The following is a 21,888-nucleotide window of genomic DNA, read 5'->3' on the forward strand; positions in this document are numbered from 1 at the left end:
GCTGGTGGCCGGTCATTAATCGGAATGGTGGCCGGAGAATTATCGGAATCCCGGCCGGTCAATTATCGGAATGATGGCCGGTCGGAATCGGAATCCGCACGCTTCAGGGCCAGTTCCTCAGGATCGCCAAAGATGGCCATCGCCTCTGGCTGCAGGCGACCTATACGCCGATTGTCAATCGCGCCGGGAAGGTGACCGGGGTCATCAAGTTCGCGACCGACATCACCGCGCATAAGGACATGGTCGCCGACCTTCAGGGGCAGATTGCGGCCATTAACAAAGCGCAGGCGGTGATTGAGTTCGACCTGAGCGGCAAAATCCTGAACGCCAATCCCAACTTTTTGGCGGTGACCGGCTACAAGCTTGAAGAGGTGGCGGGGCGCCATCACAGTCTGTTTGTCGATGAAGAGACGCGAACCAGCCCGGCCTATCAGCTATTCTGGAAGAAGCTCGGCCAGGGTGAATACGACGAGGGGCAATATATGCGCCTCGGCAAGGGCGGGCGTGTGATCTGGTTGCAGGCCAGCTATAACCCGATCCTGGACGCCGCCGGCAAGCCCTGGAAGGTGGTAAAATACGCCAGCGACATCACGACGGCGAAGGCGGAGGGCGATCTTCGGGGCGCAGTCGCTCAAACCCGGTCCGTCGTCGAGTCTGCAATGCGGCGCGACCTGACCAAACGGATTTCGACAGAGGGGCTTGGCGGCGACGTTCTCGCGCTCTGCAACGGCGTGAATGACCTCGTCAAAAGCTATGCCGAGGTCATCGGCTCCGTTTCATCCACGGCTGCGGATGTAAATAGCACCTCGCGTGAAATCTCAACAGCCGCCGACGATCTGTCAAAGCGGACAGAGGAACAGGCCTCCTCCCTGGAAGAGACTGCGGCGACCACGGAAGAGCTGGCTGCATCGGTCAAGTCGACGAGCCAGGCTTCCCAACAAGCCGCTGGCATCGCGGCTGAAGCGATGCGAACGGCAGAAACTGGTGGCGATATCGTGGGCCAGGCCGTGCAGGCCATGTCCCGGATCGAAGCTTCGTCTGCGAAGATTTCGGATATCATCCGCGTCATCGACGACATTGCCTTTCAGACCAACCTCCTGGCGCTCAATGCGGCGGTCGAGGCCGCTCGCGCTGGCGATGCAGGTAAGGGCTTTGCCGTTGTCGCCTCTGAGGTCCGGACGTTGGCTCAGCGCTCCGGCGCGGCGGCCAAGGATATCTCCGGGCTCATCTCAAGTTCCCATGCCGAGGTTGGCGAGGGCGTGAAGCTTGTGCACCAGGCCGGCGAGGCGCTGACCGCGATCCTTGAATCGTCCCGCAAGGTCGCGGGCACCATCGCGGACATCTCGGCGGCGGCCGAGGAACAGGCGAACGGCATCGACGAGATGAGCCAGACCGTCGCGCATCTTGACGAGATCACGCAAGCCAACGCGGCCCTGGCGGAAGAAAGCGCGGCCTCGGCGAACGTTCTCTCGGAAAAGGCAGGAAGCCTTTACGAGCTGATCGCCTCATTCCGGATCGACGCTGGGACGAAGGACGCTCTCCCAGCCGCCGCGCCACAGCCTCCGACGAATGAGCTTCATCGCCTTCGTAGGCTTGCTGCCAGTGCTTTCAGCCAAAGTAAGGTTGCCCCGCTGCGCGGCCGAAAGACCGCCAATGGCGGCATCAGCTCAGGCTGGGAAGAGTTCTGATCGGAGGAAGACGACCAGCCGCCAGTTTCATGCTGGCGGCTGTCTTGCTATCCCATTGAAATAATGCTCACAAAGGTTCCCGGCACCTCGTAAACGTATTTTGCCGGGCGGTCAGGCGATAACCTTCACGGCTTCCCGGATTTCTCCGATCCTCTGATCGACAGTTTGCGTCAGCTGAGCAGTTCTGTGCAGGTTCGTCGTGATCAAAGTGACGCCGCCCGCTGGCCTGCCCCCATTAGGTGGTCCGGTTCAAGTCTAATGGATTGTGGGCTTGCCGGCCACGGTTGAGGTGTCCGGCGAAGTGGGTTGGGTTTGCGCCGCCGGCCACACCACAGCGAGCGGTGCTGGTGGCCGGTAGCCCAACGAGGAGTGCGGGCGCCGGGTGTTATACAACAAGGCTTGGGAACGCCCACGGAACCGAGTTCCGCGAGGTTCTCTATCGGTATCATCCGTGGTTTGGCCGTGAGGTCGGCGTTCATGGCGTCGTGGCGAAGTGCGACGGCGTGTATTTCCGCTGCGCGGTAGCCGGCGCCCAAGGGGACCGCTGGCTCGAGGTTCCGGCCTGGATGTTCGAGCGGGCGTCATGTCCTGGCGATCTTGAGCTGACCGCTGCCCCGTTCGTCGGCCTGGAGGCATTGGCGGAGCTGTCGGCGCTGATCGATCGGGCGTTGAAGACCCCCACGGCATCATCGAATGCCCCGCTTTCGGGCGCATTGCGATCCTCTCACGACCAGATTCGGGGAGAGGCCCATGCGAGCGACGACGGCGACGGCGGCGAACAGCGGCAGGCACAAGCGGCCGCGCGGGCGTCAGCAGATGGATCTTTTCGACAGCGCCAGGCCAGAAGCCAGCGGCGCGCCGCTTTGGCTGGAGTTGCCGGAGCGAGCACGCTCGGCGCTGACGGAGTTGATGGCGCGGCTGATCCTCGCCCACGCCGCCACGGCCGTTCCGCTTCCAGCAAAGGAGGCCGGCGATGATCTCTGAGAAGGTTCGACCTCATCACCTGGAGCGCAAGGCGATCCTCTATGTGCGGCAGTCCTCCACCCACCAGGTGTTGCACAACCGCGAGAGCAGCGCGCTGCAATATGCCATGCGGGACCGCCTGACCGCGCTGGGATGGTCGCAGGTCGAGGTGATCGACGATGATCTCGGCCGTTCCGCCGCAGGCTCCGTGCAGCGTGCAGGCTTCGAGCGGATGGTAGCCGAGGTCTGCCTCGGCAAGGTCGGCGCGGTTTGCGCCCGGGAGGTCTCGCGTTTCGCCCGCAACAGCCGCGACTGGCAGCAGTTGATCGAGATGTGCCGGGTGGTCGACACGGTGCTCGTCGATCAGGAGACGGTCTATGCGCCGCGCCATGGCGACGATCGCCTGTTGCTGGGGCTCAAGGGCAGCCTCAACGAGTACGAGCTCGATCTCCTGCGTCAGCGCTCTCTCGCGGCCCGCTACGCCAAGGCGCGCCGGGGCGAACTGATCGTCTCCGCGCCGATCGGCTTTGTGAAGGCGGATGACCGATATGAGAAGGACCCGGACCGGCGCGTTCAGGAGGCGATCACGCTCGTCTTCGACAAGGTCGAGGAACTCGGTAGCGCGCGCCAGGCGCTGTGCTGGCTGCACGAACATGGTCTCGACCTGCCCGTGAAGCAGCGCAGTGGCGACACGATCTGGCGCCGGCCGAACTATGCGTCCATCCACCGGGTCATCGCGAACCCGGTCTACGGCGGTGCCTATGCCTATGGTAAGACAAGCGCCGCGGCAGCCTATGTCGCCGACGGCATCAGGGTGAAGACCCGCCGCAGGACACGGGACGAGTGGCTCGCCCTGAAGCCCGGTGCTCATGACGGCTATGTGAGCTGGGAGAGGTTCGAAGCGATCCGCGCGATGGTGGCAGGCAATGTTCCGACCGGCAGGCATCACGGCGCGCCCAAGCATGGCGAGGCGCTGCTCGCGGGCTTGATCCGTTGCCGGCGCTGCGGCCGCAAGCTGACGCTTCGCTACACCGGGGCCAGGCACGGCATCCCGCGCTACAGCTGCTCGCGTGCCTGGATGGACCATGGTGGTCCGTCCTGCATCGCCTTCGGCGGCCTGCGCGTCGACGATGCGATCGAGGAGGCGCTCCTTGGCGTGGTCGGCCCTGGCGCCGTCACCGCGGCGCAGGAGGCCGCCTCACAGGCGTCTGGGCAGCGGGATCAGGTTCGCGATATCCTCGGCCGGGACTTGGAAGCGGCGCGCTATGCTGCCGACCGCGCCTTCCGGCAATACGATGCCGCGGACCCGGCCAACCGGCTCGTGGCCGGTGAACTCGAAGCGCGTTGGAACAAGGCGCTCGCCAAGGTTGGCGAGATCGAGATCAGGGTCGCCGCACACGACACGGCCCGGCCTGCGGCAAGCATCGATCCCGCCATGCTCGGCCTGCTCGCGTCGAACCTGCAAACTGTGTGGTCGGCGCCGACCACCGATGCGCGGCTGAAGAAGCGGGTTGTCCGTATCCTGATCAACGAAGTGGTTGCCGATATCGACGACGCCACCTCCGAGATCGTTCTGATCGTCAACTGGGCCGGTGGCGCCCATAGCGAGATGCGCCTGCCGAAGCGCCGGCGCGGACAGCGTAACAGCACATCGACCGATATCGTCGCGGCAGTCCGCGAACTGGTGCTGATCGCGAGCGACGACCTGATCGCCGGCCTTCTCAATCGCAACGCCCTGAAGACCGGCAATGGCAATCGCTGGACGCGCGAGCGCGTCACCTCCATGCGGTCGAACTACCGGATCCCTGTGTTCAAGTCCGCGGCCGATGGCGTCGAGCCCTGGATTCAGGGATGCTATTCCCAGGCGCAGACGGCGCAATCGGGCCGTTCCAACACATCAATCTCACCGACGCCGCCAGACTCCTCAAGGTCTCGACCAGGACGCTCAGGCTCGCGGTCGAAGCCGGCGAGATCGAAGCGATCCATCCCCTGCCGGACGGACCCTGGATCTTCGCACGCACCACTCTGGCCACAGATGCCGCCCAATCCATCACCGCACGGGCCCGGCAGAACCCCAAATACCCCGCGGGATCGTCACCCGCACAGCAAAACCTCTTCACTTCAATCACATAGCCAGATGGGTGTTCTGATGCGGGGTTGTAGTGCTGGCGCCAGCCTTCGACGACGATCCGAGCCTCGGCGAGGCTGTAAAACATCTCACCGTTCAGGAGCTCGTCGCGAAGCTTGGAGTTGAAGCTCTCGCAGTAGCCGTTTTCCCATGGCGAGCCTGGCTCGATGAAGGCCGTTTTTGCGCCGACCGCTGTGATCCAATCCCGCACCGCCTTGGCGACGAACTCGGGACCGTTGTCCGAACGAACATGCCCAGGCACGCCGCGCAGGATGAAGAGATCGGACAGGACATCGATGACGTCGGTGGACTTGAGTTTCCGGTCGATCCTGATCGCGATGCATTCCCTGGTGAACTCGTCGATCACGTTCAACATGCGGAACTTCCTGCCGTTATGGGTGTGATCCTCGACAAAGTCGTAGGACCAGACATGGTTGGGATGTTCTGGCCGAAGCCGGATGCACGACCCATCATTCAGCCAGAGACGCCCCTTTTTCGGTTGTCTGGCCGGCACCTTGAGCCCCTCACGCCGCCAGATCCGCTCAACGCGTTTGATGTTCACCGCCCAGCCTGACGCGTGCAGCATCGCTGCGATCCGGCGATAGCCGTAGCGTCCGTATTGGGTGGCAAGCGCGACGATGTCCGCAGTCAGCGCCACCTCGTCGCTGCGTCCCATTGGCATCTTGCGTTGCGTCGAACGATGCTGCCCCAGAACCCGGCACGCCAACCGCTCCGACACGCCAAACTTCATTATGGTGTGGTCGATGCAGCGGCGACGGCGGGCGGGGCTCAGTAGTTTCCCGACGCAGCTTCCCTGAGAATGAGCTTCTCAAGCGTCAGATCCGAGACAGCCTTCCGTAGCCGCTCATTCTCTTTCTCGAGATCCTTCAGCCGTTTCACCTGATCGGTCTTCAGCCCGCCAAACTCCTTGCGCCAGCGATAATACGTGAACGCTGTCACGCTGATGGTCCGGATCGCCTCCACCACCGGGCGCCCCTGGGACAACAGCACGTCGACCTGCCTCAGCTTCGCGACGATCTCTTCAGGCTTGTGCTTCTTCTGCGGCATCAAAGGCATCCTCCAAAGGCTCAAAAGCCTACTTCACGGAGGACCACTTTTCAGGGGGCAGACCATCTGGCCGAGGATTGGCGTCATCTCCGAGCCGGCATAGGTGGTCGGGACCACGACCTGCGATACGCCGGTGCGCAGCGCCAGCGCCTTGCCGAGCCCGGTGGTGGAACCGCCGCCCAGCGCCACGACGCAGTCGGCACCTGTCTCGCGCAGGGTTTCGAGTGCCCTCTCCGTCACCTCGACAGGCGTATGCATCGTCGCGTCGTTGAAATATCCGGCCAAGGCGGGGCCGAGCAGGGCACCGAGACGCTCGCCCGCAGCCGTCTGCTGTGGCGTGGTCAGGACCAGCGCCCGCTTGGCGCCGAGGCGTTCGACCTCGACGGCGACCTTATTGATCGTACCGCGACCGAAGCGGACCCGCGATGGCAGGGCCTCATAGGCGAAGGTCTCGATCATCGAAGGCTCCTTTGCGGATGAGGCGTTGATCGGACGGCGCCGGCTCACTCGCCGGCCACGGCTTCGCGAAGGCGGTGCAGACCGCTTCCCGAGGCGGCGAGAGCGTCGTTGTCGGCGAGATAATCGACCTGGAAGCGCGCGATCCTGAGATCGGCGAGCTCCTGCCGGACCCTCAGATGCTCGGGATGGCTGCCATAGGCTTCGAGCGCAGCCCGGTCGGCGAACTCGCTGACCAGCACGACGTCGCAGGCATAGTCGACGCCGCTGATATCGCTGCCGATCTCGATATGGGTGAGGCCGTCGATGCGGTCCCGGAGCCCCTCGAAGGCGGCTTTGACCTTGGCACGGGCATCGGCGCGCTCCTTCGGCGTATCGCCGCGCAAGCGCCACATCACGATGTGGCGGATCGGACCGGGCATGGCGTTTCCTCGACCTTCGGCCATCTTGGGCCGGCTTTGTGAGGTGAGTTAAGACTTGCGAAAGTCGGAAATAAAGCCGAGCTTCAGGAAGTCTCTTTTACAAAAATCGGAAAAATGGATCGCTTCACCCAGATCGAGGTTTTCGTGAAGACGGCGGAGTTGCGGAGCCTGTCACGCGCCGCCGAGGCGCTCGGCATGTCGAACGCTGCCGTCAGCCGACACCTCGCCGCCCTGGAGGAGCGCCTCTCGACCCGGCTCGTGGAGCGCAACACACGCCGTCTCTGGCTGACCGAGGCGTGGAGTGCGCCCCTTGAGGCGGACAGTGTGACGATAGGGAATTGACCGGGGAGCCGGGCTTTCGAAGGATGAAAGCCCATGCCCCGACACCGCACCCACAGCATCGAGTTCAAGCGCCAGGTGGCGCAGGATTACCTGGCCGGGGAGACGCTCCATAGCCTCGCCCGTCGGCATGACCTGTCGCGCAACCTGATCCGCATCTGGATCCAGAAGTTCGAGGGCGGCGCCTTCGACGACGAGGCGGCAGCCGCCGATACGATCGAAGCCTACGAGGCGCGCATCGCCGCGCTGGAGCGGCTCGTCGGCAGGCAGGCGCTGGAGATCGAGTTTCTAAAGGGGGCTCTGAAGCACGGACCGCGGCCGAGAAGCGCGACTACATCCGTCATCACCGGTCCCGCGGCATCTCCGTCGCAGAAGGATGCCGGCTGATGGGGATCGCGCGCTCGACCTACTATGACAAGCCGGCCATGAGCATCGACGACACCGCACTCGTTGAGACGATGGCGGCGATCTCCGACAGCTTCGAAGCCTATGGCTATCGACGGATGAAGGCGGCGCTGCGTCACCGCGGGTTCGTCGTGAATCATAAGAAGATCAGGCGGCTGATGCGCGCGCACGACCTCCAGCCTCGACAGCGCCGGCGCTATGTCGCCACCACCGATGGCGATCACGATCTGCCGATCTTCCCGAACCTGGCGAAGAATATGGCCCCGGATGGGCCGAACCAGCTCTGGGTCGCCGACATCACCTACGTCGCGATCCAAGCGGGCTTCGTCTACGTTGCCGTGATCCTTGATGCATGGTCGCGCAAGGTCGTCGGTTACGCAATCGGCCGCTCGATCGACGTCAGGCTGACGCTGGCCGCTCTGCGCTCAGCCATTGAAAAGCGAAGGCCGCCACCCGGCTGCGTGCATCACACGGACCGCGGGTCGCAATACGCGGCTGGGCGCTACCGGCAGGCCCTCGCCGAACATAGTCTTGTCGGATCGATGGGGCGCCGCGGCAATCCCTACGATAACGCCAAGGCCGAGAGCTTCATGAAAACGCTCAAGGTCGAGGCCGTCTATCCGATGGCCTACGAGACCTTCGAGGACGTCGCAGCCGACCTTCCGCCCTTCATCGATCAGGTCTACAACGCAAGCCGACTGCACTCCGCGCTCGGCTATCTCAGCCCGCAGCAGTTCGAGGATCAACACGCCCGGCTTACGGTCAAAACCGCAGCCTGATCCTGTCTTCCCGCAGGGGCGCACTCCAGCGGGGGAACAATTCTACCAGCGCAGCGGCGCGCTGCTAACCGAGTTGGGCGAAGCCGAGGATGCCGTCAATGCTCACACGCTGGCACCACAAGGAGTGCTGCGCGTCACGAGTTCGCTCTCCTTCGCAACGATCTATCTGGCGCCGATGTTGCCGGCTTTGCGCCGGCTCTATCCCAAGCTGAGCGTCCACATCGCCGTCGCCAACCGCTATCTAGACTTCATCGAAGCGGGTATCGACGTCGCCATCCGCACGCGCCTGCACGAGCCCGACAGCCATATCATGGTGCGGCGGCTTGGGCGGATGCGGCGGGTCCTTGCCGCCTCGCCGGCCTACCTGGAGGAGCGCGGCCGACCTGCGACCCCGGCCGACCTCGTCCAGCACGACATGCTGGTCTACAACCTCGCCGCCGACCCGTTCTCGCTGCGCCTGACCAGAGGCGATACCGAGCGGATCGTGCGGATCGGCGCAGCGCTCGACTGCAATGACGGGCAGGTGATCCGCCAGGCTGCGATCGCCGGGCTCGGCATCCTCATCCAGCCGCTCTACATCGTGCAGGCCGATATCGAGGCAGGGCGCCTGATGCCGGTTCTGCTCGACTGGCAGCTACCGATGCTGACGATGAACATCGCCTATCAGAACCGCGATCACCTGCCGGCCAAGATCCGGGTGTTCAACGAGTTTCTCGTCAATCACGTGCGGTCCACGTCGAACAGCCAGATCTGGTCAGCTTGACCGCCCCTGGCGGTGCCTTGACTTCAGCAGGCATCCCGTCTTCCCGCCAGAACGCCTGCAACCGAAATTCTTCCGCGACTTCGTGGGGGGTTGCCAAGGTGAGGGGCCGATTTGCACTCCAACTCGGCAACGCACGAGAAGTGCCAAGAGCTGACATTCAGCAAAAGGGGCGTTGCCTTGCCTAGGGAGGAATGGCGACGGCCCAGGATAATCCCACAAGGTCAAATCCGCTCGACGACATCCTGCTTGAATAAGAGGGACAGTTCCGGCGTCATGCCGTCGAAGACCGGCAGCGTCGCGGCGCCCAGCGCCGGCGTGTCTGGCCCCATCTCGGCGGCGATCAGGCGCGGCGTATCGGCCGCCTTGTTGAGGCTGACGCTGCGCGGCAGCGGCTCGATCCGGGCGACGAGCGCCTCCAGCACCGGCCGGGGTAGCACGCCGCCGAGGATCACCGTTTGCGGGTCGAGCATGTTCTCGATCATCACCACAGCTTGCCGCAGGCTGGAAGCGGCTTCGTCGAGCCAGGCGAGCAGGCGCGCGTCGCCGTCCGCGAGCGCTTCGGCAATGCGGTCGAGGTCGTCATGCCGGACGGTCGCGGCCTGCACGTCGCCGAGCGCTTTCAGCGCCAGCGAGACCGAGGCATAGCGTTCGAGGCAGCCGCGATTGCCGCATGGGCAGGGCCGCCCGTTGGTGTCGACGACGAGATGGCCGATCTCGCCCGACTTGCCGTAGCCGCCACGATAGGGCTGGCCGCGCAGGAAGAGCCCGCCGCCGATGCCGGCGCCGATATAGATATAGGCGAAGTCGGTCAGCGTACGGCCGGCGCCGTAGAGGCGCTCGCCGATAGCCGCCGCCGTGGCGTCGTTCTCGAGCAGCACCGGCAGGCCGAGCTTGTCCTGAAGCGATTGCCGCAGCGGGAAATCCTTCCAGCCGGGCAAAGCGACTTCGCCGAGCACCACGAGCCGGTCATCCTGGAACAGGGCGGGGATGACGAGGCCGACGCCCCAGACGCGCTGACGCGCCACCTGCTGCCGCTCGAGCATGGCCGAGATCGTCGCCGCGGTCTGGTCGAGGACCGCCTCGGGCGCATCGGAGGCGAGGTCGAGTTCGGCGCGATCGCGCACCGTTCCGGCGACGTCGGTCAGGATGACCAGCAGGACGCCATGGCCGAAGGACACGCCGAAGGTGAAGCCGCCATCGGGATTGATGTCGAGGTCGACCGCCGGCTGGCCGCGGGCGCCGCTACGCCGGCTGACGCTGCGGACCAGCCCGGCCTCGGTGAGCTCGCCGATGATGTTGGAGATGGTCTGTGGCGCCAGACCGGTTGCGCGGGTGATCTCGGCACGCGAGAGCGGCGCCTGCAGCCGCACCGTCTCCAGCACGACCCGCCGGTTGAACCGGCGGGCATGATCCATGTTGGCGCCGAACAGCTTCATCTGTGCCCCTGATTCATCGCTCCTGCCTACACCCGGGAGCTTGCCAGCCGAAGTGCTCTCTGATTAAATCACTTCATTGGAATAAATCGGGCGGCAGCGAAAGACCGCCCGGAACCAGCGGGGAACAGACCATGACGCAGCAGCGCGAAACCAAGACAGGCCTGTCCCGCCGGACGGTTCTGGGCGCAGCGGGGACGATGGCGGCGAGCGCCTATGGCTTCGGCGCGCGGGCGCAGGAGATGAATGTCCGCTTCGTCGGCGAGCGCTATCCGGCGCTGGAATTCTACGTGAAGAAGCTGCAGGGCGCACTGCCGAACGTGAAGGTCACCGCCGACCTGATGCCGAACGCGCCGCTGAAGGAATTGCAGACGATCACGCTGTCGTCGGGCGCCGACTCGATCGACATCATGCTCGGCAACGATCTGACGATCGCGAATTTCGCCCAGAACGGCTGGCTCGAGCCGCTCGACGAATACATCGCCAAGCACAAGGATGAGTACAAGCTCGACGACTTCGCCAAGACGGCGATGAGCTCGGCCTCCTTCGGCGGCAAGGTCTACGGCCTGCCGGTGCTGACCAACACTCAGCTCATGGCCTATCGGCAGGACCTGTTCGAGGCCAAGGGCCTGAAGCCGCCGACCTCGTTCGAGGAGTACATCGCCGCCGCCGGGGCGCTGAACTCGCCCTCCGTCGCCGGCACGGTGATGACGTTGAAGGGCGACGGTGTCCTCAACGAGGGCCACTGGTATCTGAATGCGCTTGGCGATGGCTGGTTCGACGCCAACAAGAAGCCGGTATTCAACAGCCCGAAAGGCATCGCGGCGATCGAGACGATGAAGTCGCTGACGCGCTTCGCGCCGCGCGGCTACACAGCGAACGGCAACGACGAATCGACCATCCTGTTCCAGCAGGGCGCCGCTGCCATGGGCATGCAGTGGCTGACGCGCACCGCCGCGATGGACCGCCAGGACCAGTCCAAGGTGATCGGCAAGATCAACTGGGCGCCGCCGCCGCGCGGCGGCCAGGTCGTCGTCGCCGACACCTTCGCCATCTCTAAGTTCTCCTCTCGCAACAAGGACACGCTGTTCCGCCTGCTCGCCGCGACATTGTCGCCGGCGAACCAGCGCGAGGGCGCGAGCCTCGCCTGCCCGACGCGCGTCTCGGTGCTGGAGGATCCGGAGCTGCGCCAACGCTTCCGCTATTACAACGTGCTGGTGCCGGCGCTGGACAAGGGCGCGATCTTCCCGAAATTCGCCGAGTTCAAGGAAGTCAGCGAGACGGTGACGCGGCGCATCCTGCAGGCCGTCACCGGCGAGATGCCGGTCAAGGAGGCGCTCGACACTGGCGCCAAGGAGGCCGAGGAGTTCCTGACGCGCCGCGGCGTCTACAAGTGAGCATTCTCGCTTCCGGAACGGTCCGGGCCTGAACCGGGCCGCTCCAGCAAGGCATGGACTAATGGCGTCGTCGTCGGCGCGGGCCTATCCCCGCGAAATATCGCTCTGGCTGTTCGTGGTGCCGAGCGCGCTCGTCGTGCTCGGCGTGCAGCTCTATCCCGTGCTCTACGCCGTCTATCTCAGCTTCTTCGACTACCATATCGGCCAGGCGCAACCGCGCTTCGTCGGCGCCGAGAACTATCTCGCCTTGCTCGGCCAGGATCGCGTCTGGGCCTCGCTCAGGACGACGGTGATCCTGGTCGCCTCATCGCTCGCGATCGAGTTCGCGCTCGGCCTCCTGCTCGCGCTCGGGCTCTACAAGCTGACGCGCGGGGCGCGCATCTTCTCGACCCTGATCTTCGTGCCCTATCTGATCACACCGGTGGTCGCTGCGCTGTTTCTGCGCTGGATCTTCGCGGCGCGCTGGGGGCTCGCCGACGCCGTCATCGCCTCCTTTGACATCTTCCCGCCGGACTGGCTGGGCTCGCCGGTCTGGGCTTTCGTCACCATCATCGTCGCCGATGTCTGGCAATTCACGCCCTTCGTCATGCTGATCCTCTATGCCGGCCTGCAGGGCATGGACGAGGCGCTGCTCGAAGCCGGCAAGATCGACGGCGCCTCCGGCCCACGGCTGGTCTGGCACATCATCCTGCCGTGCTTACGGCCACAAATCCTGTTCGTGCTGGCGATCCGGCTAATGGATTCCTTCCGCACCTTCGACAGCATCTATGTGCTGACCGGTGGCGGTCCGGGCACCGCGACCGAGACGCTGACCATGTACACCTACGCCATGGCCTTCAAGCAGCTCGACCTCGGCCGCGCCTCGACGCTGGGCGTCCTGACCATGCTGATCGTCACCGGGCTGACGCTGATGATCATCTCGCTGATGTACCGGCGCGAGCGGGGAGCATTCTGATGCGCGCCCTGCTCGGCCAGCCGCTGGTCGTCTTCCTCCTGTCGCTATTCGCATTGTTCAGCCTGACCCCGATCATCTGGGCGGTGATGATCTCGATCAAGCAGCCGGCCGATGCCTTCGCGATCCCGCCAAAACTGTTCTTCGAGCCGACCTTCCGCTTCCATTACGAAATCTGGGTCGAGCGCCGCTTCGTCGAGTTCTTCCTGAACAGCGCGATCATCGCGCTCGGCACCGTCTTCATCTCGGTGCCGCTCGGCACGCTCGCCGCCTACGGCCTGTCGCGATTGGAGAGCCGGATGGCGCGCTCCTATCTGATGGGACTGCTGGTGATCCGGATGTTCCCGCACATCCTGCTGCTGATCCCATTCTTCATCGTGGCGCGCTCGCTTGCGATGATCGACACCTACCCGGCGATGATCGCGGCGATGGTGGCGATCAACCAGCCCTTCACCGTCTGGCTGATGCGCTCATTCTTCCTGGAGATTCCACGCGAGCTCGACGAGGCTGCGACGATCGATGGCTGCAATGCCTGGACGACCTTCACCAAGGTGATCCTGCCGCTGGCCAAACCCGGCATCGTCGTCACCTCGCTGTTCAGCCTGCTGCTCGCCTATAACGAATTCCTGTTCGCGCTGATCCTGACCGGCAGCAACACCAAGACCCTGCCCGTCGCCATCGCCGAATATGGCGGCGAAGATTTGAACTACTGGTCGCTCTCGGCCGCCGGCGCGATCGGGATCATGCTGCCTATCCTGCTGTTCATGCTGTTCTTCCAGCGCCATCTCGTGCGCGGCCTGACGATCGGCGCGGTGAAGGGATGACCATGGTCGACCAGAGCATCATCGACGGCTTCATAAGGGCGCAGGCACCGGTCGTGCCGGCGACGATCGCGGCCGTGCGCCAGCGCCTCCGCGAGCTCGCGTTGCTGCGGGCGAGCCACATCGTCCTCGTCGGCTCCGGCACATCGCTAAATGCGTTGATGGTGGCAAAGCCCGCACTGGAGGCCGGCGGCGCCTTCGTCGAAGTGCTGAACCCCGGCGCCTTCCTGCAGCGCGAGCCTGTGCTCGGCCGCAAGGCGCTCGTCGTCGCGCTGTCGCAGACCGGGACCAGCGAGACCACGGTCGCCGCTGTCAGACGCGCACAGGACAATGGTCGGACCTGTGTCACCATCACCGCCGAGGCCGACAGCCCGATCGGCCAGGTGGCGACCGCAAAGGTCGTGATGCCAATCGGACCCGAGCCGGTCGGCCCGAAGACCAAGGGCTATGGCGGCTCGCTGGCTGCGCTTGCCGAGCTTGCGGCGGCGCTAGCCGGTCACGCTGGCCAGGATGTCACCGAGCTGGAGATTGCCGCGCTGATCGACGCGGCGACGCCGCCGGCCTTGGCACTGGCGGCAGAGCTCGACGAGACCGACGGATTGCTCTTCACCGGCGAGGGCCGCCATTTCGGCACGGCGCTCGAAGCCTCGCTTAAGCTCGCGGAGATGACCGGCGTGCCCGCCGCGGCCTTCCCGACCGAGGAAGCCATGCATGGCCGCCTGCACGGGCTGACGGGCAGGAGTCTCTGCGTCATGATCGCGGCGGATGCGGCCGAGCGCAGGCTCGCGGCGCATGCCGCAGGCGTGATGGTTTCGCTCGACGTCCGCATCCTGATCCTCAACCTGACCGCCGAGCCGACGCCGTTCGACTGGCTGCGGCTCGACAGGCTGGCAGCGCCCTATGATGCGCTCGCCGCGATCTTGCCCGTGCAGCGGCTGGCGCAGGCGATGGCGGCGCGGCGCGGAATCCCGCCGCATCTGATGCGTTTCCCCGGCCTGTCGAAGAAGCTCGGCATCAAGATCGACCGCCTGCCATGAAGACCGTCTTCGCCTTCGATATCGGCGGCACCGCCGTCAAGTTCGGGCTGGTGGCCGAGGATGGCCGCCTGCTCAAGCAGGGCGAGGTGCCGTTCGAGCGTGACCTGGCCTTCGCAGCGCTCTGCGAACAGCTGGCAAGGCTTTATGAGGACACGATGGCAGGCAGCCCGGCGGATGCGCTGGCGGTGGCAATGCCGGGCTTTGCTGCGCCTGACAGCGGCGTCGTCATCGACGGCGGCGGCAATGTTCCGGCGCTGCGTGACGGCTCGATCACGCAGGCCCTCGAACAGCGCCTCGGCCTACCGGCCTGGTTCGGCAATGACGGTGTCGCCGCCGCGCTGGGCGAGGTGAGATATGGCGCCGGCCAAAGGTTGAACCGCTTCGTGCTGATCACGATCGGGACAGGGGTCGGAGGCGCTGTCATTATCGATGGCCAACCGATCATCGGCCGAAACGGCCATCCTCCCGAACTGGGTGCCATCGTCGTCGGCAACGACGATGCGGGAGAACCGCTCTCGCTCGAAGCGCGCTCCTCGGCGCCAGCCATGCTGCAGGCCTACGCATGTCAGACTGACGCTGCAGCTGTCTCGGTGCGACAGCTGTTCGAGCAAGCCGAGGCTGGGGATGCGGCAGCGGAAGCGGCTATCGATGCGACCTGCCGCGGGATCGCCCAGGCGGCGGGTGCCCTCATCAATGCGCTGATGCTCGAAGCGATCGTGCTCGGTGGCGGCGTATCGGGAGCCGGCGAGGCGTTGACGCGCCGGATCCGCATGCTGCTACCCGCTTATGTCTGGCCGTCTCTGGCTGCGAAAGTCGATATCCGCATCGCCGAACTCGGCAACACAGCCGGGCTGCTCGGCGTCGCCTCGCTCGCTTTCGAGGGGCTAGCCGCGTCGACACATGCTCGGGGAGCCTGGCAGGCGGCCAAATCCTGAACCACGGCCTGGGCGGTCGGTGCTTCCGGATGCAAACTCGCGCCAGAGGTTGACGTTGTCACTTTGCCTGGAAGAGTGGAACAGGATGCACGACTGAGCGCAGCCTCATCTATTCCATGCACCCCGACTTCAAGTCTGCGCGTCTCGATGTCGATGCTGCAATCAGGGAAGCCCGCCTAGGTCGCGTCGATATCGAGACGTCAGGTCTAAGACCGTATGCCCGAAGAATCTGTTGTCAGCGCAAGTCTGAGCAACGTTCTAGATGACAGGGTAAAAATGCCGCTGTCAGCGCGCTGCGGATTGGCGTTGCTGCGCACGCGACATGGCCAAAACCCAATCCCTGAACTGCGCGCCGAATGGTTTCTCCAGCGCGGCCCTGTCCCAGGCCAGGAAATAGCTTTCGCCGAGCTGCAGCCGCCTGTCGATCGGCACGACGAGCCGCCCGGAGGCGAGATCCTCGCGGATCATCGCGATCTGGGCGAGCACGAAACCACGGCCGTTGACGGCGGCATCCAGGGCCGTGCTCGACAATGAGAAGGCGAGCTCCGTCGAAACGTGCCCCACGGAGACCCCGACGCTGCGTGCCCACTCGTCCCAGCTCGGCGGAGGCTTGTGCGATCCGTCCCACTCGATGCCGATCAGGGGGTAGGAGAAGATATCGTCCGGTGCCGTGACGGCCTTGCCGGCGATCAGGCCCGGTGCGCAGGCCGGCACGACACAGTCCGTGAAGAGCGGTGCGTAGTGGTCGAAGGACTGGCTCTTCGAACCGTATGACAACCTGAAATCGACCCCGTCCTCGAAGAGGCGCGGCTCGGACTCCGCGCCGACCAGGCGAATCTTCGAGGCTGGATTCAAGGCTTGCCAGTCGAAGAGCTGCGGACCAAGCCAGCGGCTGGCGACGGTCGCGAGGCAGCTGACGACGAGCCCAGAACCGGCGCGCTTGCGGTGAAGCGTGGCATGGGCCTGGCGGAGCGCCGCGAAGGGGCCGGTGATGTCGAGCTGGTAGGCCGCTCCCCAGGACGTCAATTCGACGCCGCGCCCATTGCGCTCGACGAGCCGGATGCCGAGGCAGTTTTCCAGCTTCTTGATCTGTTGGCTGATCGCGCCGGGCGTGACGAACAGCTCGGCCGCCGCATCGGACACGCTCCCCAGCCGCGCGACCGCCTCGAATGCCTGAAGCGCCTTGAGCGGCGGCAATGCCAAACCTGCCTCCCATCCTGTCTTCACATTTTAGCAAATCTAAAATGTAACGCAATTCTTCGGACTCAAGCCGGCGCCGCATCGGTGCCTATCATCCCCTGGATGGCGATTGATGGGAGGGCGTCGATGTTCCTGAAAAATGCCTGGTATGTCGCGGCCTGGGACCATGAGGTCCGGGACCAGCTCCACCCGGTGACGATGCTGTCCGAGAAGGTCGTGCTCTACCGCCGGCGCGACGGAAAGCTGGCCGCGCTCGAGGATGCCTGTCCGCACCGCAAGCTGCCGCTCTCGATGGGACGCATCAAGGGCGACGATGTCGAATGCGGCTATCACGGCCTGACCTTCGACTGCACGGGTACCTGCACCCGCGTTCCCGGCGCCGAGCGGATTCCGCATGTCGCCCGAGTCCGGTCCTACCCTGTCGAAGAGCGCTACGGCCTGATCTGGGTCTGGATGGGCGATGCGGCGCTGGCCGACCCCGCGCTGATCTTCGCGGTCGACCATTGGGGCGATCCCGCCTGGGGCGTCAACCAGGGCGACGGCATGACGATCGCCTGCAACTACCTCTACATGACCGACAATCTGCTCGACCCCTCCCATGTCGCCTGGGTGCACCAGAGCTCCTTCGCCGGGGCCGGAACCGAGGAGACGCCGCTCGAGACGACCGTGGGCGAGGACGGCGTCACCGTCTGGCGCTGGATGATGGCGACCGAGCCCGCGCCCTTCTACGCCCCGTTCCTCAAGTTCAAGGGTCTCTGCGACCGCAAGCAGCACTATGAGGTGCGCTATCCCAGCCTCGCCATCATCAAGGCGATCTTCACGCCGGCGGGAAGCGGCGGTGTCGGCCAGCCGCTCCATCCCGACGTCTTCCTGATGGACAGCTACAACTTCATGACCCCGGTCGACGAGAACAGCACCCGCTATTTCTGGTTCCAGATGCGCAACTTCGCGCCGAACGACCCGGAGATCTCGGCGCAGTTCGCCAGTTCGGTGCGCGGTGCCTTCGAGGAGGATCGGGCGGTCCTCACAGCCGTGCATCAGGGCATGGCCAACAAGCGCACCCCCAATCTCGACCTCAAGATCGATGTCGGTCCGTTGCGGTTCCGCCGCCGCCTGGCCCAGCTCATCGACGCCGAGACCGCTGCCGGCACCCAACAGGCGGCGGAATAGGCGCCGCCGTGGCGGACGCTGCGCAAGCTGCAAGCCGGTTCCGGCCGTTCCGCGTGGTGTCGCGGACGCCGGAGAGCCGGACGATCACCTCCTTCGCATTGGAGCCGCTCGATCCCGCGGACTGGCGAGCCTTCGAGCCCGGCCAATACCTGCCGATCCGCATCCCCGGTACGGACGGGCAGGCAGCGGCGCTCAGGACCTACAGCATCTCGTCGACGCCATCCGACACGTCGCGCTATCGCATCACGGTGAAGCGCGAGGGTGCGCCAGAACCGGGCCTGCCAGACGGAATCGGGTCCTGCTTCCTGCATGACCGGGTCGCCATCGGCGACCTCGTCGAGATCGCGCCGCCGCGCGGAGAGTTCGTGCTGGCCAGGGATACGCAGCGGCCCGTCATTCTCGCCAGCGGCGGCGTCGGCCTCACGCCGCTCGTCTCGATGCTCCATGCCCTCACGAGCGAGCCGGAGCGCGAGGTCCATTTCCTGCACGCCTGCGACGATGGCGAGGTCCATGCCCTGCGCCAGGAGGTCGATGCACTCGTCGGCAGCCGCCCCGGCCTTACGGCACGCTATTGCTATCGCGCGCCCTCCCCGGCTGACGCCGCGGCCGGGCTGCATCATGCCGACGGCGTGATGACCAAGGCACTGCTGCGCAGTTGGTTGCCGCTCGGCGACTACGACGTCTATCTCTGCGGGCCGCCGCCCTTCATGGCCAATGTCTACGCTGCCTTCCGCGAGCTCGGCGTGCGCAAGGACCGGATCCGCTACGAATTCTTCGGCCCGGCGACTGTGCTCGAAGCCGAAAGCGCGGAGCCGTCGCCCTCGGCCGAGACTCTGCCCCAAGCCGATCAGCCCATCGTCGCCAGCGAGGCGAACGAGGTCGAGACAGGCGGCACGCAGATCAGCTTCGCGCAATCACAGCGTTCGGCCGCATGGGATGAGGCGAGCGACACCAACCTGCTCGCCTTCGCCGAACGGCTCGGCCTCGATCCGCCCTTCTCCTGTCGCGCAGGCATCTGCAGCACCTGCCGCACCGGCCTGCTGCAGGGCGAGGTCGACTATGTCGAGGAGCCGCTCGATCCACCCGGACCGGGCGAGGTGCTGCTGTGCTGCGCCAGGCCGCGCGGCCCACTCGTCCTGGATCTCTAGGAGAAGCCGTGCTCATGAGCGAAGCATCGATCCGCATTATCGACGTGGCTAAGCAGTCCAGCGGCTCGCTCGTGCTCAATCCGCATGTCGCGGCGCTGCCGCCCTATAATGCCGGGCTGACCGTCGCGGTGGCGCGCGCCGCGAGCGGGCGCTCCGACATCGCCCGGCTCGCCAGCAACGAGAATCCCGATGGCTGCTCGCCCGCCGTGCTGGAGGCGCTGCGCTCGTCGCAATTCGAGCCCTGGCGCTATGCCGATCCGGCCTGCACGGAACTGAGAACCGCGCTCGCCGAAAAGCTCGCGGCCGCGGCCGACCGGATCGTGATTGGCAACGGCTCGGAGGAGATGATCGCGGCGATCGCCCGGGCAGCGCTGACGCCGGGCTGCGAGGTCGTGACGGTCACGCCGAGCTTCGGCCTGCACGAGATCGAGCCGCTGGCCGCCGGCGCCCGCGTGACCAAGGTTCCGATGGCCGCCGACCTCGGCTTCGATATCGCGGCCATCGCCGCCGCGCTCGCGGCCGAGCCGCGCATCCTGTTCCTGTCGTCGCCGTCCAATCCGGTCGGACCTGCGCTCGGTCAGGCTGAGCTCGAACGGCTCGCCGGAGCCGCTTCACCGCGCACGCTTTTCGTCCTCGACGAGGCCTATTTCGAGTATGCCGACGAACGCGCGCCCGATGCGCGCGCGATCCTGAGCGCCGCCGGCCTGCCGCATGTCGTGCTGCGGACCTTCTCGAAGGCCTACGGCCTCGCCGGGCTCAGGGTCGGCTATGCCGTCTGTTCCGACGCCGGGCTCGCCCGCGCCGTCGCGGCGGCCAAGACGCCGTTCAACGTCAACGGCGCCGCCCAGATCGCCGCCATGGCGGCGTTGCAGGACGAAGCCTGGATGCAGGCTTCCACCACGCGGCTACGGGCCGAGCGCGAGCGGGTCCGGACCGCGCTGCACCGGCTCGGCCTCAAGCCCGCGCCCTCGCAGACCAATTTCCTGTTCCTCGACATAGGCGCCGACAGCGATGGCGTCGCCGCCGCGCTGCTGCGCGAGGGGATCATCGTCAAGCCTTGGCGCGAGGCCGGCTATCGCAGCTACCTGCGCGTCACCATCGGTCATGCCGCCGACAACGACCGGCTGATCGCCGGGCTCGCCGCCTGCCTCGGCGCAAAAAGGCCGCCAGCTTTCAACGAGAGCGGAAACCGCTCCGACAACACAGAGGGAAACTGCAATGACCAACCACGGATATCCAGATAGACGAAGCCTTCTTCTCGGCGCCGGCGCACTCGGCGCAGCGCAATTCCTGCCTTCCGGCGCCTTCGCGCAGGTGCCGAAGCGCGGCGGCGCCTTCAGGGTCGGCATCTCCGACTTCGCGACCTCGGATTCGCTCGATCCGACCTTGGTCGAGACGCAGTTCTCGCAGCACCTGCAATGGCAATTGCGCAACAATCTGGTCGAGGCCGGGCCGGGCGGAAAGCTCGTCCCCGAGCTCGCGGAAAGCTGGGAGGGCTCGAAGGACGCCAAGACCTGGACCTTCAAGTTGCGCAAGGGCGTCACTTTCCATGACGGCAAGAGCCTGACGCCGGCCGACGTCGTCCACTCCTTCAACACCCATCGCCGCGACGGCTCGAAGTCGATGACCAAGCCGATCCTGGCCCAGATCGCCACGGTCAAGGCCGACGGACCCGATGCGGTCGTATTCGAATTGCACGACGGCAATGTCGGCTTTCCGGCCCTGACCAGCTCGGTAGGCCTCGTCATCATCCCCGACGGCGATACCGATTACCGCCGCGGCATGGGCACCGGCGGCTACATCCTGGAGCAGTTCGAGCCGGGCGTGCGCTCGCGCGTGAAGCGCAATCCGAACTATTGGAAAGCCGGCCGGGGCAATTTCGACACGGTCGAGATGATCTGCATCAAGGACGCGACGGCCCGCGCCAATGCGCTGCTGACCGGCCAGATCGACGCCTACAATGCCGTCGATCCCCGCACCGTGGCGCTGCTCGAGCGCAACAGCGCGGTGCGCATCAACCGGGTGAAGAGCAAGGCGCATTTCGCCTTCCCGATGATGGTGGACCAGGCGCCCTTCGCCTCCAACGATGTGCGCCTCGCCATGAAATACGCGATCGATCGCGAGGAGATCGTGAAGCGCGTGCTCGGCGGCTTCGGCTCGCCAGGCAACGACCATCCGCTCTCGGCGGCCTATGAATTCTATGACGGCTCGATCCCGCAGCGCGCCTATGATCCAGACAAGGCGAAATTCCACCTGGCCAAGGCGGGCGAGGCGAACCTGCGCGTGCAGCTTCATGTCTCCGAGACGCCTTTCGCGGGCGCGACCGACGCGGCGGTGCTGTTCAAGGCCCATGCGGCCAAGGCCGGCATTACCGTCGACGTCGCCAAGGAACCGGAGGACGGCTACTGGTCCTCGGTCTGGAACAAGAAGCCGCTCTGCACCTCGCGCTGGAGCGGGCGCATCAACGACGACGTGCTGCTGACGCTCGGCTATTCCGACACCGGGACCAAGGCGGGCTGGAACGAGACGCGCATCAACAATCCGCGCCTCAACACCATCGTCGCCGAAGCCCGCAAGGAGTTCGACACCGGCAAGCGCCGCGCGCTCTACAGCGAAGCGCAGCGCATCATCCATGATGAGGGTGGCTCGAACATCTTCGCCTTCGCCGATTTCCTCGATGCGACCAGTCGCAAGCTGGCGTTCGGAGAACTTGCCGGCGACTGGATGCTCGACGGCTGTCGCGCCTCCGAGCGCTGGTGGTTCGCCTGAGCCGCGTCCTTCCCC

The 21,888-nt window shown here is 65.4% G+C and carries 18 protein-coding genes and 4 pseudogenes; 16 read left to right on the plus strand and 6 right to left on the minus strand.

Annotated elements, in window-relative coordinates:
* The first annotated feature begins 92 nt into the window (after nt 1-92).
* Nucleotides 93-1,688 carry a methyl-accepting chemotaxis protein gene (locus ACFPOB_RS11210; protein WP_377798734.1) on the plus strand — a complete coding sequence of 532 codons (1,596 nt, stop codon included), beginning with the start codon at nt 93-95 and terminating at the stop codon, nt 1,686-1,688.
* Nucleotides 1,689-1,943: 255 nt separating this feature from the next.
* Here the strand turns inward: ACFPOB_RS11210 and ACFPOB_RS11215 are convergent.
* A pseudogene (locus ACFPOB_RS11215) lies at nt 1,944-2,078 on the minus strand (IS3 family transposase); the annotation flags it as partial.
* Between the two features lie 360 nt (nt 2,079-2,438).
* Here ACFPOB_RS11215 and ACFPOB_RS11220 point away from each other — a divergent pair.
* Nucleotides 2,439-2,672: a hypothetical protein gene (locus tag ACFPOB_RS11220; RefSeq protein ID WP_377798329.1), complete on the plus strand. Its 234-nt coding sequence runs from the start codon at nt 2,439-2,441 to the stop codon at nt 2,670-2,672.
* A pseudogene (locus tag ACFPOB_RS11225) lies at nt 2,662-3,741 on the plus strand (recombinase family protein); the annotation flags it as partial. The gene ACFPOB_RS11220 and the pseudogene ACFPOB_RS11225, both read left to right, overlap by 11 nt.
* 1,039 nt (nt 3,742-4,780) lie before the next feature.
* On the opposite strand, the pseudogene ACFPOB_RS11230 reads toward ACFPOB_RS11225, so the two are convergent.
* The 3 genes and pseudogenes from ACFPOB_RS11230 to ACFPOB_RS11240 all read right to left on the minus strand — a co-directional run.
* Nucleotides 4,781-5,847, minus strand: a pseudogene (locus ACFPOB_RS11230) (IS3 family transposase); the annotation flags it as partial.
* A gap of 45 nt (nt 5,848-5,892) precedes the next feature.
* Nucleotides 5,893-6,306 (minus strand): annotated as a pseudogene (locus tag ACFPOB_RS11235) (iron-containing alcohol dehydrogenase); the annotation flags it as partial.
* A gap of 44 nt (nt 6,307-6,350) precedes the next feature.
* Complete coding sequence (locus ACFPOB_RS11240) at nt 6,351-6,725, minus strand: Dabb family protein (protein WP_377798331.1); 375 nt, start codon at nt 6,723-6,725, stop codon at nt 6,351-6,353.
* A gap of 114 nt (nt 6,726-6,839) precedes the next feature.
* Here ACFPOB_RS11240 and ACFPOB_RS11245 point away from each other — a divergent pair, with 114 nt between their 5' ends.
* The 4 genes from ACFPOB_RS11245 to ACFPOB_RS11260 all read left to right on the plus strand — a co-directional run bounded on the left by ACFPOB_RS11245 (nt 6,840) and on the right by ACFPOB_RS11260 (nt 9,011).
* Nucleotides 6,840-7,067 (plus strand): helix-turn-helix domain-containing protein, encoded by a 228-nt coding sequence (locus tag ACFPOB_RS11245; RefSeq protein ID WP_377798333.1) that lies wholly within the window; start codon nt 6,840-6,842, stop codon nt 7,065-7,067.
* A gap of 33 nt (nt 7,068-7,100) precedes the next feature.
* A complete protein-coding gene (locus tag ACFPOB_RS11250; RefSeq protein WP_377798334.1) occupies nt 7,101-7,451 on the plus strand; it encodes a transposase in 351 nt (116 codons plus the stop codon).
* Nucleotides 7,424-8,248, plus strand: coding sequence for an IS3 family transposase (locus ACFPOB_RS11255; RefSeq protein ID WP_377798735.1), 825 nt, complete (start codon nt 7,424-7,426; stop codon nt 8,246-8,248). Before ACFPOB_RS11250 ends, ACFPOB_RS11255 begins: the two co-directional genes overlap by 28 nt.
* 73 nt (nt 8,249-8,321) lie before the next feature.
* On the plus strand, nt 8,322-9,011 hold the full coding sequence (locus tag ACFPOB_RS11260) for a substrate binding domain-containing protein (RefSeq protein WP_377798336.1): 690 nt from the start codon (nt 8,322-8,324) through the stop codon (nt 9,009-9,011).
* Nucleotides 9,012-9,232: 221 nt separating this feature from the next.
* Here the strand turns inward: ACFPOB_RS11260 and ACFPOB_RS11265 are convergent, their stop codons facing one another.
* A complete protein-coding gene (locus ACFPOB_RS11265) occupies nt 9,233-10,447 on the minus strand; it encodes an ROK family transcriptional regulator (protein WP_377798338.1) in 1,215 nt (404 codons plus the stop codon).
* A gap of 131 nt (nt 10,448-10,578) precedes the next feature.
* Here ACFPOB_RS11265 and ACFPOB_RS11270 point away from each other — a divergent pair, with 131 nt between their 5' ends.
* The 5 genes from ACFPOB_RS11270 to ACFPOB_RS11290 all read left to right on the plus strand — a co-directional run bounded on the left by ACFPOB_RS11270 (nt 10,579) and on the right by ACFPOB_RS11290 (nt 15,586).
* Nucleotides 10,579-11,841, plus strand: coding sequence for an extracellular solute-binding protein (locus tag ACFPOB_RS11270; protein ID WP_377798340.1), 1,263 nt, complete (start codon nt 10,579-10,581; stop codon nt 11,839-11,841).
* Nucleotides 11,842-11,902: 61 nt separating this feature from the next.
* Nucleotides 11,903-12,796: a carbohydrate ABC transporter permease gene (locus tag ACFPOB_RS11275; RefSeq protein ID WP_377798342.1), complete on the plus strand. Its 894-nt coding sequence runs from the start codon at nt 11,903-11,905 to the stop codon at nt 12,794-12,796.
* Nucleotides 12,796-13,617, plus strand: coding sequence for a carbohydrate ABC transporter permease (locus tag ACFPOB_RS11280; protein ID WP_377798343.1), 822 nt, complete (start codon nt 12,796-12,798; stop codon nt 13,615-13,617). The genes ACFPOB_RS11275 and ACFPOB_RS11280 overlap by 1 nt, the downstream gene beginning before the upstream one ends.
* 2 nt (nt 13,618-13,619) lie before the next feature.
* On the plus strand, nt 13,620-14,651 hold the full coding sequence (locus ACFPOB_RS11285; protein ID WP_377798344.1) for an SIS domain-containing protein: 1,032 nt from the start codon (nt 13,620-13,622) through the stop codon (nt 14,649-14,651).
* Entirely contained in the window at nt 14,648-15,586 is a 939-nt protein-coding gene (locus ACFPOB_RS11290; RefSeq protein WP_377798346.1) for an ROK family protein, read from the plus strand. Before ACFPOB_RS11285 ends, ACFPOB_RS11290 begins: the two co-directional genes overlap by 4 nt.
* Before the next feature lie 285 nt (nt 15,587-15,871).
* Here the strand turns inward: ACFPOB_RS11290 and ACFPOB_RS11295 are convergent, their stop codons facing one another.
* A complete protein-coding gene (locus tag ACFPOB_RS11295) occupies nt 15,872-16,783 on the minus strand; it encodes a LysR family transcriptional regulator (RefSeq protein ID WP_377798348.1) in 912 nt (303 codons plus the stop codon).
* 129 nt (nt 16,784-16,912) lie between these two features.
* Here ACFPOB_RS11295 and ACFPOB_RS11300 point away from each other — a divergent pair, with 129 nt between their 5' ends.
* From ACFPOB_RS11300 to ACFPOB_RS11315, 4 genes are read left to right on the plus strand one after another with little or no spacing between them, the layout of a single operon-like run.
* Complete coding sequence (locus ACFPOB_RS11300; protein ID WP_377798350.1) at nt 16,913-17,956, plus strand: aromatic ring-hydroxylating dioxygenase subunit alpha; 1,044 nt, start codon at nt 16,913-16,915, stop codon at nt 17,954-17,956.
* An 8-nt stretch (nt 17,957-17,964) separates the two neighbouring features.
* Nucleotides 17,965-19,104: a 2Fe-2S iron-sulfur cluster-binding protein gene (locus tag ACFPOB_RS11305; protein WP_377798352.1), complete on the plus strand. Its 1,140-nt coding sequence runs from the start codon at nt 17,965-17,967 to the stop codon at nt 19,102-19,104.
* 14 nt (nt 19,105-19,118) lie between these two features.
* A complete protein-coding gene (hisC, locus tag ACFPOB_RS11310) occupies nt 19,119-20,348 on the plus strand; it encodes a histidinol-phosphate transaminase (protein ID WP_377798354.1) in 1,230 nt (409 codons plus the stop codon).
* Nucleotides 20,323-21,873: an ABC transporter substrate-binding protein gene (locus ACFPOB_RS11315; protein ID WP_377798356.1), complete on the plus strand. Its 1,551-nt coding sequence runs from the start codon at nt 20,323-20,325 to the stop codon at nt 21,871-21,873. Before hisC ends, ACFPOB_RS11315 begins: the two co-directional genes overlap by 26 nt.
* The last annotated feature ends 15 nt before the right edge of the window (nt 21,874-21,888 follow it).

It is taken from the genome of Allobosea eneae, from assembly GCF_042657265.1.
GTDB classification, from domain to species: domain Bacteria; phylum Pseudomonadota; class Alphaproteobacteria; order Rhizobiales; family Beijerinckiaceae; genus Allobosea; species Allobosea eneae.

What these genes read in the sequence shown, in the direction of transcription:
- ACFPOB_RS11315 (WP_377798356.1), top strand. Translation starts at nt 20,323, where the DNA reads ATGACCAACCACGGATATCCAGATAGACGAAGCCTTCTTCTCGGCGCC.
- ACFPOB_RS11285 (WP_377798344.1), top strand. Translation starts at nt 13,620, where the DNA reads ATGGTCGACCAGAGCATCATCGACGGCTTCATAAGGGCGCAGGCACCG.
- ACFPOB_RS11240 (WP_377798331.1), bottom strand. Translation starts at nt 6,725, where the DNA reads ATGCCCGGTCCGATCCGCCACATCGTGATGTGGCGCTTGCGCGGCGAT.
- ACFPOB_RS11265 (WP_377798338.1), bottom strand. Translation starts at nt 10,447, where the DNA reads ATGAAGCTGTTCGGCGCCAACATGGATCATGCCCGCCGGTTCAACCGG.
- hisC (WP_377798354.1), top strand. Translation starts at nt 19,119, where the DNA reads ATGAGCGAAGCATCGATCCGCATTATCGACGTGGCTAAGCAGTCCAGC.
- ACFPOB_RS11280 (WP_377798343.1), top strand. Translation starts at nt 12,796, where the DNA reads ATGCGCGCCCTGCTCGGCCAGCCGCTGGTCGTCTTCCTCCTGTCGCTA.
- ACFPOB_RS11275 (WP_377798342.1), top strand. Translation starts at nt 11,903, where the DNA reads ATGGCGTCGTCGTCGGCGCGGGCCTATCCCCGCGAAATATCGCTCTGG.
- ACFPOB_RS11250 (WP_377798334.1), top strand. Translation starts at nt 7,101, where the DNA reads ATGCCCCGACACCGCACCCACAGCATCGAGTTCAAGCGCCAGGTGGCG.
- ACFPOB_RS11220 (WP_377798329.1), top strand. Translation starts at nt 2,439, where the DNA reads ATGCGAGCGACGACGGCGACGGCGGCGAACAGCGGCAGGCACAAGCGG.
- ACFPOB_RS11245 (WP_377798333.1), top strand. Translation starts at nt 6,840, where the DNA reads ATGGATCGCTTCACCCAGATCGAGGTTTTCGTGAAGACGGCGGAGTTG.
- ACFPOB_RS11290 (WP_377798346.1), top strand. Translation starts at nt 14,648, where the DNA reads ATGAAGACCGTCTTCGCCTTCGATATCGGCGGCACCGCCGTCAAGTTC.
- ACFPOB_RS11270 (WP_377798340.1), top strand. Translation starts at nt 10,579, where the DNA reads ATGACGCAGCAGCGCGAAACCAAGACAGGCCTGTCCCGCCGGACGGTT.
- ACFPOB_RS11300 (WP_377798350.1), top strand. Translation starts at nt 16,913, where the DNA reads ATGTTCCTGAAAAATGCCTGGTATGTCGCGGCCTGGGACCATGAGGTC.